Annotated in this window: 17 protein-coding genes and 2 tRNA genes; 1 reads left to right on the forward strand and 18 read right to left on the reverse strand. The window is 57.7% G+C overall.

Annotated features, from left to right (window positions below; all coding sequences use genetic code 11):
- Nucleotides 1-3: 3 nt before the first annotated feature.
- The 18 genes from nadA to Mag101_RS13850 form a co-directional block, all read right to left on the reverse strand.
- The gene (nadA, locus tag Mag101_RS13765; protein ID WP_077406183.1) at nt 4-1,083 is read right to left on the reverse strand and encodes a quinolinate synthase NadA; all 1,080 of its coding nucleotides are present in this window, start codon (nt 1,081-1,083) and stop codon (nt 4-6) included.
- Between the two features lie 187 nt (nt 1,084-1,270).
- Nucleotides 1,271-1,346: transfer RNA gene (locus Mag101_RS13770), tRNA-Lys, on the reverse strand.
- 122 nt (nt 1,347-1,468) lie between these two features.
- Nucleotides 1,469-1,544 (reverse strand) — tRNA-Lys (locus tag Mag101_RS13775).
- 137 nt (nt 1,545-1,681) lie between these two features.
- Nucleotides 1,682-2,356: a 7-cyano-7-deazaguanine synthase QueC gene (gene queC, locus Mag101_RS13780; protein ID WP_077406186.1), complete on the reverse strand. Its 675-nt coding sequence runs from the start codon at nt 2,354-2,356 to the stop codon at nt 1,682-1,684.
- Nucleotides 2,357-2,422: 66 nt separating this feature from the next.
- Nucleotides 2,423-3,109, reverse strand: coding sequence for a 7-carboxy-7-deazaguanine synthase QueE (queE, locus tag Mag101_RS13785; protein WP_157520383.1), 687 nt, complete (start codon nt 3,107-3,109; stop codon nt 2,423-2,425).
- A gap of 156 nt (nt 3,110-3,265) precedes the next feature.
- Nucleotides 3,266-4,093, reverse strand: coding sequence for a tol-pal system protein YbgF (ybgF, locus tag Mag101_RS13790; RefSeq protein ID WP_232325031.1), 828 nt, complete (start codon nt 4,091-4,093; stop codon nt 3,266-3,268).
- Nucleotides 4,094-4,117: 24 nt separating this feature from the next.
- Nucleotides 4,118-4,594: an OmpA family protein gene (locus Mag101_RS13795; RefSeq protein ID WP_077406192.1), complete on the reverse strand. Its 477-nt coding sequence runs from the start codon at nt 4,592-4,594 to the stop codon at nt 4,118-4,120.
- 136 nt (nt 4,595-4,730) lie between these two features.
- Nucleotides 4,731-6,026: a Tol-Pal system beta propeller repeat protein TolB gene (gene tolB / locus Mag101_RS13800; RefSeq protein ID WP_232325214.1), complete on the reverse strand. Its 1,296-nt coding sequence runs from the start codon at nt 6,024-6,026 to the stop codon at nt 4,731-4,733.
- On the reverse strand, nt 6,026-6,778 hold the full coding sequence (gene tolA / locus Mag101_RS13805; protein WP_077406198.1) for a cell envelope integrity protein TolA: 753 nt from the start codon (nt 6,776-6,778) through the stop codon (nt 6,026-6,028). Before tolA ends, tolB begins: the two co-directional genes overlap by 1 nt.
- Before the next feature lie 19 nt (nt 6,779-6,797).
- Nucleotides 6,798-7,229, reverse strand: coding sequence for a protein TolR (gene tolR / locus Mag101_RS13810; RefSeq protein ID WP_077406201.1), 432 nt, complete (start codon nt 7,227-7,229; stop codon nt 6,798-6,800).
- A 35-nt stretch (nt 7,230-7,264) separates the two neighbouring features.
- Nucleotides 7,265-7,957 carry a protein TolQ gene (gene tolQ / locus Mag101_RS13815; RefSeq protein ID WP_077406204.1) on the reverse strand — a complete coding sequence of 231 codons (693 nt, stop codon included), beginning with the start codon at nt 7,955-7,957 and terminating at the stop codon, nt 7,265-7,267.
- Complete coding sequence (gene ybgC / locus Mag101_RS13820; protein ID WP_198039992.1) at nt 7,954-8,367, reverse strand: tol-pal system-associated acyl-CoA thioesterase; 414 nt, start codon at nt 8,365-8,367, stop codon at nt 7,954-7,956. The genes tolQ and ybgC overlap by 4 nt, the downstream gene beginning before the upstream one ends.
- Before the next feature lie 106 nt (nt 8,368-8,473).
- Nucleotides 8,474-9,493, reverse strand: coding sequence for a Holliday junction branch migration DNA helicase RuvB (ruvB, locus tag Mag101_RS13825; protein WP_077406210.1), 1,020 nt, complete (start codon nt 9,491-9,493; stop codon nt 8,474-8,476).
- Between the two features lie 42 nt (nt 9,494-9,535).
- The gene (ruvA, locus tag Mag101_RS13830; RefSeq protein ID WP_077406213.1) at nt 9,536-10,147 is read right to left on the reverse strand and encodes a Holliday junction branch migration protein RuvA; all 612 of its coding nucleotides are present in this window, start codon (nt 10,145-10,147) and stop codon (nt 9,536-9,538) included.
- 43 nt (nt 10,148-10,190) lie between these two features.
- Nucleotides 10,191-10,721 carry a crossover junction endodeoxyribonuclease RuvC gene (gene ruvC / locus Mag101_RS13835; RefSeq protein WP_077406216.1) on the reverse strand — a complete coding sequence of 177 codons (531 nt, stop codon included), beginning with the start codon at nt 10,719-10,721 and terminating at the stop codon, nt 10,191-10,193.
- A 193-nt stretch (nt 10,722-10,914) separates the two neighbouring features.
- Nucleotides 10,915-11,658: a YebC/PmpR family DNA-binding transcriptional regulator gene (locus Mag101_RS13840; protein ID WP_077406219.1), complete on the reverse strand. Its 744-nt coding sequence runs from the start codon at nt 11,656-11,658 to the stop codon at nt 10,915-10,917.
- An 82-nt stretch (nt 11,659-11,740) separates the two neighbouring features.
- The gene (gene aspS / locus Mag101_RS13845) at nt 11,741-13,519 is read right to left on the reverse strand and encodes an aspartate--tRNA ligase (RefSeq protein WP_077406222.1); all 1,779 of its coding nucleotides are present in this window, start codon (nt 13,517-13,519) and stop codon (nt 11,741-11,743) included.
- A 42-nt stretch (nt 13,520-13,561) separates the two neighbouring features.
- Nucleotides 13,562-13,819 carry an FmdB family zinc ribbon protein gene (locus Mag101_RS13850; RefSeq protein ID WP_077406225.1) on the reverse strand — a complete coding sequence of 86 codons (258 nt, stop codon included), beginning with the start codon at nt 13,817-13,819 and terminating at the stop codon, nt 13,562-13,564.
- Nucleotides 13,820-14,117: 298 nt separating this feature from the next.
- Between Mag101_RS13850 and Mag101_RS13855 the strand changes: the two genes are divergently transcribed.
- A complete protein-coding gene (locus Mag101_RS13855) occupies nt 14,118-14,546 on the forward strand; it encodes an HU family DNA-binding protein (RefSeq protein ID WP_010131025.1) in 429 nt (142 codons plus the stop codon).
- Nucleotides 14,547-14,625 lie beyond the last annotated feature (79 nt).

Genomic DNA, 14,625 nt, shown 5'->3' on the forward strand with positions numbered 1-14,625 from the left:
TTTTCAGTCCAGAGGTTTGCGGAAATCCAGCATCCGCTGCAGTGGCATCATCGCCCGCTTGCCGAGCGCCTCATCCACAAGGATTTCATTGTCACCGCGCTCCAGAACCCCGCACAGGTTCTCTAGCGAGTTCATCGCCATCCACGGGCAATTCGCACAGCTGCGACAGGTAGCCCCCGAACCCGCGGTGGGAGCGATAATCAGCTCTTTATCCGGGCACTGCTGCTGCATCTTGTAGAAGATGCCTTGGTCGGTGGCGACAATAAATTGCTTGTTCGGGTGGGTTTTTGCCGCATTAATAATTTGCGAAGTGGAGCCCACCACGTCGGCCAGCTCCACAACCGCCGCGGGCGATTCCGGGTGCACCAGAACCAGAGCTTCCGGATACATGGCCTTCAAATCAGCCACGCCCTTCGCCTTGAATTCTTCATGCACGATACAGGCCGCATCCCACAGCAAGACATCTGCACCGGTCTGCTTCTGCACGTAACTGCCGAGGTGTTTGTCCGGCGCCCACAAAATTTTCTCACCCTGCGAATCCAGGTAGTCGACCACATCCAGAGCGATGCTAGAGGTAACCACCCAGTCGGCACGCGCCTTAACCGCGGCCGATGTATTCGCGTACACCACCACGGTACGATCAGGGTGTTGATCACAGAACGCGGAAAATTCGTCAATCGGACAGCCCAGATCCAAAGAGCAGGTCGCCTCGAGGGTTGGCATAAGAACACGCTTGTGGGGCGTCAGAATTTTGGCCGTCTCCCCCATAAATTTCACGCCGGCCACGATCAGGGTATCGGCTTCGTGCTGCGCACCAAAGCGCGCCATTTCCAGGGAATCGGAGACACAACCACCAGTTTCCTCGGCCAGTGCCTGGATAAGCGGGTCGGTGTAGTAGTGCGCGACCAGTACGGCATTCTGCTCTTTCAGCAGGCGCTTGATACGCTCGCGCCACTGGTTCAATTCTTCCTCGCTGTACGCATGGGCACCGGGATGCGCCAGGTGATCCTGTACGAAGTCACGGGCATCGATCGCGTTGGGTGCGGGCGCGTTGGAAGCAAGTTTTTCGCTGCTGTCTGTCATAGCTGTTTGCGTAAGTTCTCTGCGTACTGACGGAAAAGGCCGGCATTATACCGATACCGGCGCAATTCGCCGATGTTCAATCGGGAATCCCTGCAAACAGACGCATTTTAAGGTGGTACGGCAACAGAAACGATGACGCGGAAGCAATCGGATTAGGCTGTTAAGCAAGGGGAAGATCTTAAGGAAATGGTGGGTCGTGCTGGATTCGAACCAGCGACCAATTGGTTAAAAGCCAACTGCTCTACCAACTGAGCTAACGACCCTTAAGACTGTCACATCCATGGAGATAATGACAAAACTACTTGTATAACCCGTACTTGCTACGAGTTCTTTAATACATAACCGCACGACTAAGGTGTCGAAATGCGGTTACAGGGGGGGAAGATGGTGGGTCGTGCTGGATTCGAACCAGCGACCAATTGGTTAAAAGCCAACTGCTCTACCAACTGAGCTAACGACCCTTGACCCCTCTACCTGAGGAGCTGCGTATCTTACGGATCTAATCCGGAAACGCAAGTCCCGGTTACAAAAAAATTGCTAACAAATTTAAGGGCTTAGACAGCCATTTTACACCCTGCGGAATACTCCTGCGGGGCGTTCACGCATACACGGTGGGGTCGGCGAGTCCCGCTTCGGCAAAGCCCGCCGCACGTAGGCGGCAGCTATCGCAACGCCCGCAGGCCGCGCCACTCGGCAGGGCCTGATAGCAGCTAACCGTCAGGCTGTAATCGACACCCAACCCGGTGCCACGCTCGACGATATCCGCCTTGCTCATCTTCATCAGCGGCGCATGAATGGTCAGCTTATTCCCCTCTACCCCCGCACGGGTTGCGAGGTTGGCCATTTTTTCGTACGCCTCGATATACTCGGGGCGACAGTCCGGGTAACCAGAATAGTCAACGGCGTTTACACCCACAAAAATATCCTGCGCTCCCAGCACTTCTGCCCAACCCAGTGCGATCGACAGGAACACAGTATTGCGCGCCGGCACATAGGTGACCGGGATGCCGGAGGTCTCCTCCTCGGGGACATCGATGCTGTCATCGGTGAGCGCAGAGCCGCCGATGACGCGCAGGTCGAGCTTAACCACCTTGTGCTCACTGGCACCCAGATCGGCGGCAACCCGTTGCGCAGCCATCAATTCGGCACTGTGGCGCTGGCCGTAATCAAAGCCCAAGGCATAACACTCGTAGCCCTCGGCCCGCGCCATAGCCAGAACGGTGGCGGAATCCAGACCACCGGAGAGTAAAACGACGGCTTTCTTGCTACTCATAAAACTGCCAATTGCTTGCTGATTACTTCGTAAAAATGGAATTATCGGGGGTGCTTAAACACCGGACTAGACACCGGGAATGTCGCCCCAGAGCAGCTTGTGCAGCTGCATCTGCATACGTACCGGCAGACCGTCTTCCAGTATCCACTCTGCCAGCTGGCGTGGCGCCAGCTGTTCATAGCTGGGGGAGAACAACACCTCGCCGACCCGTTCAGACAGACGGTATTGATCCAAGGTAAAGCGCGCCCAGTCGTAGTCACCACGATCACAGATCACGAATTTGACCTGATCTTTTTCAGTCAGCAGCGGGATGTTTTCCATGCGATTGCGCGCCTGCTCACCAGACGCCGGCGTTTTAAGGTCAACCACTCGGGATACCCGCGCATCCACCGCGTCAACCGGCATGGCGCCGCTGGTTTCCAGCGAAACCTGGTAACCGGCGTCACACAGGGCCCTTAGCAGCGGAATGCAATTTGGCTGGGCCAGTGGCTCACCGCCAGTGACGCACACGTGGCGCGCCGGGTAGCTCTGAACCTTCTGCAAGATCGCGGCCAGCGACATCCGCTCGCCACCATAGAAGGCATATTCGGAGTCGCAGTAGGTACAGCGCAGCGGGCAACCGGTCAGACGTACGAATACCGTCGGCAAGCCCGCGTCGCGCGCTTCCCCCTGCAGAGAGTAAAAAAGCTCACTGATGCGGAGAGACTCTTCGGTCAAACTCACCGCTCCCAGCTCAGTTTCAAATTCGGCCATACACCACTCTGTATCGTGAAATCCTGCTGTCGGTTCAGCACATACAAAAACGCCCGGAGGGTAGGTACCCCCCGGGCGCGGGATCATAGAGTTTTTCTGATCACAAAACCAGCAATCCTTACTCAAGGAGTCATTGCTGATAGTGACCGGAGATCTCTACTGGAAGTTTTCCTTCAGATACTGCTTGGCCAGACCGGAGGCGCGCTGGTCGCTTGAGGCGACCTGCTCCAGCAGGTCCTTGGCTTTCGCGTTGTCACCCAGCTGGTGATACACGGTGCCGAGCTTATAGCGGCCATCCCAAACTTTATTGGAGTTGGGGTAGCCGTCCAGCAGCGCGACAAACCAGGTACGGGCCTCTTCGATATTGCCCTGAACCAGCGCGATCTCACCCAGCCAGTAATTGGCATTCGGTGCGTACTGACCGTCGGGATAGTCTTCCAGCAGGCTCTTGAATGCCTTGCTGGCACCGGCGTAATCACCTTTACGCGCCAGGCCAAAGCTTGCCTGATAACGGTCGCGCTCACTCTCGCTGGCTTGCGGGGCCGCGCCACCGCCACTGGTGGCTGGTGCCTGAGGTTGTTTTGCGTCGGCAGCATTGGTGCCGACTGCTGCTCCCGCGGGCGCACCTTCAGCCGGTGCAGCGCCATCCAGTTTCGAAATGCGGCGGTCGAGATTCATGTAGTCTTCGGTGCGCTGCTGGCGCAACCGCTTGATCTCATGTCGCAACTCTTCCACGGCACCGCGCAGCTCTTGTACTTCCTGCTGGAGTACCTGCATCTGGTAATACGCATCCGCTTGCGGATTCGCCTGCATGCCAGCAGAAGTGTTGGTGCGAGCCGCCAGCTGTGGATAACTGGGGGGAGGCGGGGTTGCAGTACCCTGATTGACCGAACTGCCACTGGACAGATCAACCACCGGGGCCTGCGCGAATACGAACGAAGCCGCAGCCATGGAGGCTGCGGCTATCGCGATACTTCTAATCAAAAAAGACAATTGCATGCTTCTAGATTAGTTGATCACCACGCGACGGTTCATAGAACGCGCGCTCTCGCTGGAGCCTTCCTGGGCAGGACGCTCTTCGCCGTAGCTGATCACTTCCAGGTTCGCAGCATTTACGCCCTGAAGTACCAGGAAGTCGCGAACCGCGTTGGCGCGACGCTCACCCAGTGCCAGGTTGTATTCGCGAGTACCCAGTTCGTCAGCGTGGCCTTCCAAGCGAACGGTGCCAGCGGCGCCGCGCATACGGTCAGCGTGCTTGATCAGCAGCTCACGAGTAGAAGGCTTCAGCAGGCTCTGGTCAAAGTCGAAGTACACGACGTTATCCAGCGCAACTGCAGTTTCGGTTGCAGTGGTATCTTCAACCACCGGAGGTGGGGTCTGAGCCATCTGCTGATTTGCGCTGTCATCGGTGTCGGTGCTGGAACAACCGGCAGTTACTGCCAGTACACATACCAGACCCAAACCGGTTTTTACTGATTTGAACATAAACAACTCCGCTTAGTGTTATCGAGAAATCCTGTAAGACGTTTTAAAACCGTGGATTTAATCAGGGTTTCGTTTTTTCTTAGTTGTTTGATCTCACACTTACGGCAAATAAACAAGCTTTGCCGCAGTCACAGCATCAATCAAAGTAAGGCGACCACGCCGGCTCGCGGACATTTCCCTGCTGAGAAGGCAGGCTGTACTTCACCCCGGCATCTAGCGATACCGCGGCCAGAATACCTTTATTCCCCCGCTTGGTGGCGTACATCAGCATCGCACCATTAGGTGCAATACTCGGGGATTCGTCCAGGCGCGTCTCCGTTAGGACACGCATGCGTCCGGATACGATGTCCATCGTAGCGATCGTAAACACCCCCCTGCTACGATGCACCATAACCAGCGTTTTACCGTCGGGGGATACCCGCGGACGTGCGTTATAGTCGCCGTCGAAGGTTAAGCGGTCTACTTGACCCGTGGCAAGAGTCAATTGATAAATTTGTGGCTTACCTCCCCTATCGGAAGTGAAAACCAGCGATTTCCCATCCGGCATCCAGTTCGGCTCGGTATCAATGGAGAAGTGACGGGTCATACGGGTGAAGCGGCCGGTGTTCAAATCGAGCACATAAATCTCGGGGTTGCCGTCTTTCGACAGCACCATCGCCAGCTTGCTGCCATCCGGAGAGAAGGTGGGGGAGCTGTTCAGCCCCTTGAAGTTGGTCAGCTGCTGGCGTGCACCGGTGCGCAGGTTCTCGCGGAAGATCGCCGGGCGACCTGTCTCAAATGACACATAGGCCACTTCCTGGCCATTTGGCGACCAGCTCGGCGACATCACCGGCGCACTGAAACGGCGAATCTGGCGAGCGCGGGCGCCGTCGATATCCGACAGCATCAGGGCATAGCTGGGCTGGCCACCGCGCCGGGTTTCCTGCACGTACACCATCTGGGTACCAAACGCACCGCGGATCCCGGTGATTGCCTCAAAAATCTCATCGGCCGCGCGGTGCGCGATATCGCGCAGCTGGTTGGCCCCACCCGTCACCTGCTTGGTGAACATTTTGCGCTGCCCGAAGATATTCACCAGATCAAAGCTCAGCAAATAGCCGTTGGCCTGGGGCTGCATACGCCCGGTCACCACGTATTCGGTGCCGAGCATGCGCCAGTCGCGGAAGCTGACCTGCTCCGGGGTTTTCGGGAAAGACAGCATGTCGTCCCGCGGCACCGGCGCAATCAGGCCGCTGCGGCGTAAATCCGCGGAAATAATCGCGGACACATCCTCCGCAAGCACTCCGCTACCGGACCACTCGAATGGCACTACCGCCACCGGGGTCGGGTTGTCGTTTCCATCATCGATTTCCACCACCAGCTGGGCGTGGGCGGAGACCGCCAGCACACAGCCCAACAGGGCGGCAAACATAAGTGAGACTGTTTTCTTCATCATTGGCGCAGGCCTTCGACTCTAAATATCAGTTTGGTGGTTCTAATCTGGCGCTCGAACAGTGACGGCTCCTCGCGAGCCACTTTTTCCACTTCCGGGAACACTTCGACTTTCTTGACAGCGGTTAGCACGGATCTATCCACAGCCGCATTGCCGCTGCCTTTGGTGATGGTGGAGGCCACGACGCGGCCAGTAGGTACAAAGTTGATCTCAACCTCTACCACCATGCCGTTCCGGGCACTCGGAGGGCGACTCCACACCTGCACAATACGCTGGCGAATGGCCTGGGCCACCGACATGACCGCCGCAGAGTCGTCGCTCGCCTCCTGCAGAAACTCTTCATCTTCCAGCGCATCCTCGAATGCACTCTGGCGTTCCTGCTCAAGGCGCTCTTTCTCTTTGCGCGCTTTCTCTTCTGCCTCGCGCTTCTTGCGGGCCTCGTCCGCTTTGCGCTTTTTCTCGGCGTCCTGCCGCTTCTTGCGCTCGGCAGCGGCCTTGCGCTTCTTCTCTGCCTCCGCGCGACGCTGGCGCTCGAGCTCCTGCTGGCGACGCTTCTCGCGAAGGTCAACCTTAGGAGGCGCCTTAGGCTTGTCGGACTTGGATTCGAGCTGTACCAGCTTGGCCTCGACGAACTTGGGCATCGGCTTCAGCTCGCGATGGGGCTTCGCTTCCCAACCAAAGGTCATCACTGCGATCAAAAGCGCGTGCAGTGCAACACTGATTACGATGGCCGGGCCGTAAGAGCTATTCATGCTTGGGTTCAGCTCCAGCTCACTGCGACGGCGGCTCTGTGACCAGGCCCACGCTGGGCGCGCCAGCCTGCTGCAGATGGGTCATTGCGCCCACGATCAGACCGTATTTTGCGTCCGTGTCGCCCCACACCAGTACCGGAGTCTTGGGCTTCTGGCGCAACACCTTGGCCACGGTATCCTTGATTTCCTCCAGCGGCTTGGCCACCTGCTCGTCGTCACCAAGGTTCAGATAGTAGGTGCCGTCCGCCTTGACCGAGATAATCAACGGTTCGTCATCGGTGTCATCAATCGGCGCAGAAGGTGCGTCGGGCAGGTCGACCTTTACACCCTGCATCAACAGCGGCGCGGTCACCATAAACACAATCAGCAGTACCAACATCACGTCGATGTAAGGCACCACGTTGATCTCGGAGACCAGCTTGCGTTTGGCGGGTTTGCGAAAGTTGCTCATGATTTGGCTCTTTGCACAGCGTTGCGACCGGCGCCTCAGCCGGCAGCATGCACCCTGCGGTGCAGGATAGAGGAGAATTCTTCGGCAAAGGTTTCATAGCTCGAAAGCAGCCACTCCGCCTTGGCGGAGTAACGGTTAAATGCCATTACCGCCGGAATCGCCGCAAACAGCCCCATCGCCGTCGCAATCAGGGCTTCGGAGATCCCCGGCGCCACCGTGGCAATGGTGGCCTGGTGCATGGTGGCGAGGCCGCGGAAGGAGTTCATGATGCCCCATACAGTGCCGAACAGGCCGATATACGGGCTCACCGAGCCGACGGTGGCGAGGAACGGCAGGTTCATCTCGACCTTTTCCTGCTCCCGGGACATGGCCACGCGCATGGCGCGCTCGGTCCCTTCCATCACCGCCGCCGGGCTACTTTTGCCCTGTTGGCGCAGACGGGTGAATTCGGTGAAACCGGCGCGAAACAGGGATTCTACCCCGTCAATTTTGCCCTTCTCCGCCGCGGCATTGCCGTCGCGGAACAGCTGGTTCAGGTCCGAACCGGACCAGAACTTACGTTCGAAGTTGATCATGGACTTGCGCGCCCGCGACAGGTAGGTACCGCGCTGAATGATCATTACCCAGGAAATGACCGAGGCCAGCAGTAGCATCAGCATTACCAACTGCACCAATAGACTGGCGCTGGAAATCAGCCCCCACAGAGAAAGTTGTTCACCGGCGTTCATGAATTTTGACTCGCTGCCTTCAATGCTTGATGGATGTTCTCGGGAAGAGCGCAGGGTTTGCGGCTTGCATCGTCCACACAAGCCACTTTGACCACACCCTCACAAATAATTTCATTACCGCGCCAAATTTTTTGCTCGAAAGTCACGGCGGCGCGACCGACCTTGCCCACAGCGGCACTGGCCCGGAGTTCATCGTCGAGCAGAGCCGAGCGACGGTATTGGATCTCCGCAGAGTGGACCACCAGTAACAACCCCTGTTGTGGCATGGCGGGCTTATCATAGCCGAGCGCACGGACCAATTCTGTGCGCGCGCGCTCCATATACTTTAAATAATTGACGTAATAGACGATTCCGCCAGCGTCCGTATCCTCGATATAGACGCGAATGGGAATATTGAAAGGTTCTGACACGCACCATCCTTTTCTTGCCGACCGCGCACGCATTCTTTTTGTTGAGCGCGGTTTGAGAGACATGCTACAGGATGTAGACCGGTTCGTCAGGTATGGTCAGACCCGATTAGGCCCGGTCTGGTTTGGGGATGCCGAAATGTTCATAGGCCAGGGCCGTCACCACGCGACCGCGGGGGGTGCGAGTCAGGTAGCCCTGCTGGATCAGGTAGGGTTCGAGCACATCTTCGATGGTGTCGCGCTCTTCACTGACCGCGGCTGCCAGGCTGTCGACGCCCACCGGGCCACCATCGAACTTTTCGATCATGGTCAGCAGCATGCGGCGGTCCAGCTGGTCAAAGCCGCGCACATCCACGTTCAACATATTCAGCGCAAGATCGGCGATATCGGCATTCACATGGCCATCGCTCTTTACCTCGGCATAATCGCGCACCCGGCGCAGCAGGCGATTGGCAATACGCGGGGTGCCGCGGGCACGCCGCGCCACCTCGTGGGCACCGCCCTCGTCCATATCCACGCCCATCAGGCCCGCGGAGCGCGCCACAATACTGGTGAGGTCTTCCACGCTGTAGAACTCGAGGCGCTGCACAATACCAAAGCGGTCGCGCAGCGGTGAGGTAAGCAGGCCCGCGCGAGTGGTGGCGCCGACCAGGGTAAACGGCGGCAAGTCCAGCTTGATGGAGCGCGCTGCCGGCCCCTCACCTATCATGATATCCAGCTGGTAATCCTCCATCGCTGGATACAGCACCTCCTCCACATGGGGGCTCAGGCGGTGAATCTCGTCGATAAACAGCACATCACCCGGCTCGAGATTGGTCATGATTGCCGCGAGATCACCGGCTTTTTCCAGCACCGGTCCGGATGTGGTCTTGATCGCCACTCCCATTTCCGCGGCAATGATATTGGCGAGCGTGGTCTTACCAAGCCCCGGAGGACCGAATACCAGAGTGTGGTCTAGCGCCTCTTTACGCAGCTTGGCGGCCTGAATAAAGATCTCCATCTGCTCCCGCACCACCGGCTGACCGACATAATCAGACAGGGTTTTGGGGCGCACCGCACGGTCATACTGCTCTTCCTGGCCGGAAGGGCCCTGCGGTTCGGGGGCGATAAGACGATCGGCTTCAATCACTGGAAATTCTCTTCAAAAAATCCGGGCTACAACGCTTCAGGCTCAAGCGGGCGCCATGCTCTTCAGAGCGAGACGAATCAGGGTGGCGCTATCGGCCTCCGGCTGCTCTTTCAGCGCCCGGGCCACCATTTTGCTGGCGTCTGTGGGCTTGTAGCCCAGCGCCGCCAGCGCACTTTCCGCCTCACCAGAATGGTCCACCTTGGGTTCATTATTGGTGGACATCAACGGAATATCGCCCAGGTCACCGGTTTGCGGGGCAAGCTTGCCGCGCAATTCAATAATCAAGCGCTCGGCGGTTTTCTTACCGACGCCCGGCACCTTCACCAGCGCACCGACATTATCGTCCGCCACACAGCGCGCCAGCGCCGCGCCGTCCAGCCCGGACAGGATTGCCAGCGCCATTTTGGGCCCCACGCCGTTCACCTTGATCAGGATGCGGAACAGCTGGCGGTCGGATTCACGGATAAAACCGAACAGTTGCTGGGAAGTCTCCGACACCGCCAGATGGGTGTGCAACTGCACGCTGCCACCGAGCTGCGGCAATTCAAAAATGGTAGTCATGGGTGCGAGCACCTCATAACCGACGCCCTGCACATCGACCAGCAGTTGCGGCGGCTGAACCGCGGCCAGTGTTCCGGTGAGTCTTCCTATCATCTGTTTTCCAATTTCAAATTATCGACTGATCGGCTTCGACCGATTAATTCACACTCAGACGGCCGCGACGGAAACGCGCCCGCGACCCGGCCGATGACTGGATCAACGTCTGCATGGTGTGCATATGACACAGCGCCACCGCCAGCGCATCCGCCGCATCCTCCTGGGGGGAGGCAGGTAACTTCAGTAACGTCTTGACCATATGCTGGACCTGCAGCTTGTCCGCAGCACCGTTACCTACCACCGCCTGTTTGACCTTGCGCGCTTCGTACTCGGCCACTGGCAGGTCTGCGTGGGTTGCCGCAACGATGGCGGCACCTCGCGCCTGACCCAGTTTCAGGGCAGAACCGGCACTTTTGGACATAAACACGTTCTCGATGGCCATCTGTTGCGGCTGGTACTGCTGGGCAATCTGGCTAACCGCGTCAAAGATGAGCTTCAGGCGCTCGGGCAGCGGGCCGTCGGGCAGCTTGATCACGCCACTGGCCACATAGCGGGCATTGGAGCGCTCCACATCGATGACTCCGTAACCAGTCTTGCGCGAGCCGGGATCGATCCCCAGGATTCGAGTCACCTCAGGCCACCCCTGTACATTTATACATTGTTGGAGGGAAGTGTCCCAAGGTGAGCCCGAGGCGTCAAGGCTAGGCGGAAATATGGTGGGGCAGAAACAAAAACGCCCCGGCAAGCGGGGCATTCATACGATATTCAAAAAGCGTAGCGAGCGGGTGGCCGCCGGACGTCGCTAGGCGCACGCACAGTAGCTTTTAGGCGAGTTCCGCCATCACGGCTTCCGGGATATCCGCATTGGTGTAGACGTTTTGCACATCGTCCAGGTCTTCCAGCATATCCACCAGCGCCAGCACCTTCTCAGCACCATCTTTGTCCATGGGGACCGTGGTGGAAGGGATCATGGCGATGTCCGCATTGTCAGGGGCGAAGCCCGCCTCGGTCAGCGCATCCTTTACAGACAGGTAATCGGTAAACTCGGTGGTTACCTCGATACTGCCATCGTCATTGGTTTCGATGTCTTCGGCACCCGCTTCCAGGGCCGCCTCCATCAGCGCATCTTCGTCGGCGCCAGCCTCGTAAAACATCTGGCCTTTGCGTGTAAACAGGTAAGCAACGGAACCGTCGGTACCCAGGTTACCACCGCGCTTGGTGAAGGAATGACGCACTTCCGCCACGGTGCGTTTGCGGTTGTCGGTCAGGCATTCCACCAGCACCGCCACGCCACCAACGCCGTAACCTTCGTAGGTGACCGCTTCGTAGTTTTCACCATCAGCATTGCCAGCACCGCGGGCGATGGCCTTATCGATGGTATCGCGCTTCATGTTTGCGCCCAGCGCCTTATCAATGGTGGCACGCAGCGCGGGGTTGTCATCCGGGTTACCGCCAGCCTTCGCCGCTACGGTCAGCTCGCGAATGATCTTGGTGAAAACCTTGCCCCGCTTGGCATCCTGGGCAGCTTTGCGGTGCTTGATGTTGGCCCATTTACTATGTCCCGCCATCGAACTCTCTCCGGTCTACTTCGTTATGAGGCGCATACAAACCTGATTTGCCCCAGCGAAAACCGAGGCAGCACAGAATACGTTAGCCTACCTGCTCTTCTTTCTGACGCAGGCGAATGCTCAGCTCACGCAGCTGCTTGGCATCCACCGCACCCGGAGCGTCGGTCATAACACAGGCCGCGCTCTGGGTTTTCGGGAAGGCAATCACGTCGCGAATCGACTCGCTGTCGGTCATCAGCATCACCAGGCGGTCGAGACCAAAGGCCAGACCACCGTGGGGCGGCGCACCGTACTTCAGCGCGTCCAGCAGGAAGCCGAACTTCTCGCGCTGCTCCTGCTCGTCGATACCCAGCACACGGAATACCATCTCCTGCATGGACTGGTCGTGGATACGGATGGAACCACCACCCAGTTCGGTACCGTTCAGCACCATATCGTAAGCGCGGGACAGAGATTCCAGCGGGTTCTTCTCCAGCTCTTCCGGCGCACAGGACGGCGCGGTGAAGGGGTGGTGCAATGCGGTCAGACTGCCGTCATCGTTCTCTTCGAACATCGGGAAGTCCACAACCCACAGCGGCGCCCATTCGGCCACGTACAGGTCGAGATCTTCGCCCAGCTTGCAGCGCAGAGCGCCCAGCGCTTCGGAAACGATCTTACCCTTATCGGCGCCGAAGAAGATCAGGTCGCCGTTTTCGGCGTTCAGACGTTCGAGGATTGCACCGCGCACGTCGTTCGGCAGGAACTTTACGATCGGAGACTGCAAGCCGCCTTCCAGGTCCGACTTGTCGTTGACCTTGATGTACGCCAAACCTTTTGCACCGTAGATACCGACAAACTTGGTGTAGTCGTCAATCTGTTTGCGGGTCAGTTTGTCATTGCCACCGGGAACCTTCAGTGCGGTCACCCGGCCTTTCGGATCATTGGCCGGACCGGAGAACACTTTGAAGTCCACTTCGGTCATCAGGTCTTTGATGTCGACCAGTTCCAGCGGGATACGCAGGTCTGGCTTGTCGGAACCGAATTTCGCCATCGCCTCACTGAACGGCATACGCGGGAACTCGCCCAGCTCGATACCCTTAAGCTCTTTGAACAGCTTGCGGATCATGTTTTCAGTGATCGACATGATCGCGTTTTCATCCAGGAACGCGGTCTCGATATCAATCTGGGTGAATTCCGGCTGACGGTCCGCGCGCAGGTCTTCATCGCGGAAGCACTTGGCAATCTGGTAGTAGCGGTCGAAACCGGACACCATCAGCAACTGTTTGAACAGCTGCGGCGACTGCGGCAGGGCGAAGAACTTGCCGCCGTGGGTACGGCTGGGCACCAGGTAATCGCGAGCACCTTCCGGGGTGGCACGGGTCAGAATCGGGGTTTCGATATCCAGGAAACCCTCGTCATCCAGGTAATTGCGGATGGCGTTGGTAATCTTGGAGCGGAAACGCAGGTTGTGCTGCATTTCGTTGCGACGCAGGTCGAGGTAGCGGTACTTAAGGCGTACATCCTCACCCACCGCGGTGTGCTCATCCAGCTGGAAGGGCGGGGTTTCTGCGCTGTTGAGAATTTCCAGCTGCAGACCGTACACCTCGATCTCACCGGTGACCATATTCGGGTTCACCGCTTCCGGGGCACGCGCACGCACACGGCCGGTAACCTTGAGGACATATTCGCTGCGCACACGGTCGGCGAGTTCGAAATGCTCTGCCGCATCGGGATCGAAGACCACCTGGGCAATACCATCGCGGTCGCGCAGGTCGATAAAGATCACCCCACCGTGATCGCGGCGGCGGTCTACCCAGCCACACAGGGTTACTTCGCGGTCAATATCGGCGGATCGCAGGGCGCCACAATAGTCGGTGCGCATGGAGTCTTATTCCCTTAGTAGTATCGTCTTGTATTCGCTTTCTTAGCTTGCTTTGGCTTCCGAGCTACCGGATTTCCCGGCAGGCTTGGCGGCATCACCGGCAAGGTTCTTCTTGCTGCCGGTTTTGAAGTCGGTTTCGTACCAGCCACCACCCTTGAGGCGGAATCCGGCGGCACTGATCTTTTTACTCAATTCCGCCTTGTTACATTCTGGGCAATCGGTCAGCGGAGCATCGCTCATACGCTGCAGGGCTTCCATCTGGTGCCCACAGGCCTTGCACTGGTATTCGTAGATCGGCATGGCTCTAATCCGGATCTCACTGGATATAAAGGGGCGCAGATTATACATGAGCACCTGCATAGGAAGAAGCTGCCAACAGGCGGGAAAGCGCAATCCAGTCCAAAGAGGGCGATCGGTACCGCGCACTGACAATTTACGGGCCATTTTTCAGCCAAAACCCTAAAAAAAAGCACTTTTTTTCTGATTTAACCCGGTGCGCGCAGAAAAAAACTGGATATACTTCAGCTCAGTACTTCGGTTATGCCTGTTGTACACACACTTTCACTGGAATAAACACCTATATAGAAGGAAGCTAACGATGGCCGCGAAGAAAAAAGCAGCAGCTAAGAAAGCCCCCGCCAAGAAGGCAGCAGCCAAGAAGGCTCCAGCCAAGAAAGCAGCAGCCAAGGCCGCTCCGGCCAAGAAAGTGACTGCGATCAAAGACAAGTACACCAAAACTCAGATCCTGAACCAGATCGCCGAGAACACCGAGCTGTCCCGCAAGCAGGTTCAGTCTGTTCTGGACGAGCTGAACGATCTGATCCACGGCCACATCAAGAAGCGCGCAGTTGGCGAATTCGCACTGCCGGGCCTGATGAAAATCACCACCGTGAAGAAGCCGGCCAAGAAAGCGCGCAAGGGCATCAACCCGTTCACCGGCGAAGAGACCGTGTTCAAGGCCAAGCCTGCGAGCATTCAGGTGAAAATTCGCCCGCTGAAGAAGATGAAGGAAATGGCCGAGTCCTAATCCTCGCGTTTCTCAGCCACGAAAACCCCGCTTCTGCGGGGTTTTCTGTTTATGACTCCCCCTACCAATAAGGGCATCC

Origin of the sequence: Microbulbifer agarilyticus (assembly GCF_001999945.1) — a bacterium.
Classification (GTDB): domain Bacteria; phylum Pseudomonadota; class Gammaproteobacteria; order Pseudomonadales; family Cellvibrionaceae; genus Microbulbifer; species Microbulbifer agarilyticus_A.

Coding starts and splice junctions, on each gene's coding strand:
- ruvA (WP_077406213.1), bottom strand. CDS start 10,147: ATGATAGGAAGACTCACCGGAACACTGGCCGCGGTTCAGCCGCCGCAA.
- tolR (WP_077406201.1), bottom strand. CDS start 7,229: ATGAGCAACTTTCGCAAACCCGCCAAACGCAAGCTGGTCTCCGAGATC.
- queE (WP_157520383.1), bottom strand. CDS start 3,109: ATGGCCGAATTTGAAACTGAGCTGGGAGCGGTGAGTTTGACCGAAGAG.
- nadA (WP_077406183.1), bottom strand. CDS start 1,083: ATGACAGACAGCAGCGAAAAACTTGCTTCCAACGCGCCCGCACCCAAC.
- aspS (WP_077406222.1), bottom strand. CDS start 13,519: ATGCGCACCGACTATTGTGGCGCCCTGCGATCCGCCGATATTGACCGC.
- Mag101_RS13795 (WP_077406192.1), bottom strand. CDS start 4,594: ATGTTCAAATCAGTAAAAACCGGTTTGGGTCTGGTATGTGTACTGGCA.
- Mag101_RS13840 (WP_077406219.1), bottom strand. CDS start 11,658: ATGGCGGGACATAGTAAATGGGCCAACATCAAGCACCGCAAAGCTGCC.
- tolQ (WP_077406204.1), bottom strand. CDS start 7,957: ATGAACGCCGGTGAACAACTTTCTCTGTGGGGGCTGATTTCCAGCGCC.
- tolB (WP_232325214.1), bottom strand. CDS start 6,026: ATGAAGAAAACAGTCTCACTTATGTTTGCCGCCCTGTTGGGCTGTGTG.
- Mag101_RS13850 (WP_077406225.1), bottom strand. CDS start 13,819: ATGCCGATCTACGAATACCAGTGCAAGGCCTGTGGGCACCAGATGGAA.
- tolA (WP_077406198.1), bottom strand. CDS start 6,778: ATGAATAGCTCTTACGGCCCGGCCATCGTAATCAGTGTTGCACTGCAC.
- queC (WP_077406186.1), bottom strand. CDS start 2,356: ATGAGTAGCAAGAAAGCCGTCGTTTTACTCTCCGGTGGTCTGGATTCC.
- Mag101_RS13855 (WP_010131025.1), top strand. CDS start 14,118: ATGGCCGCGAAGAAAAAAGCAGCAGCTAAGAAAGCCCCCGCCAAGAAG.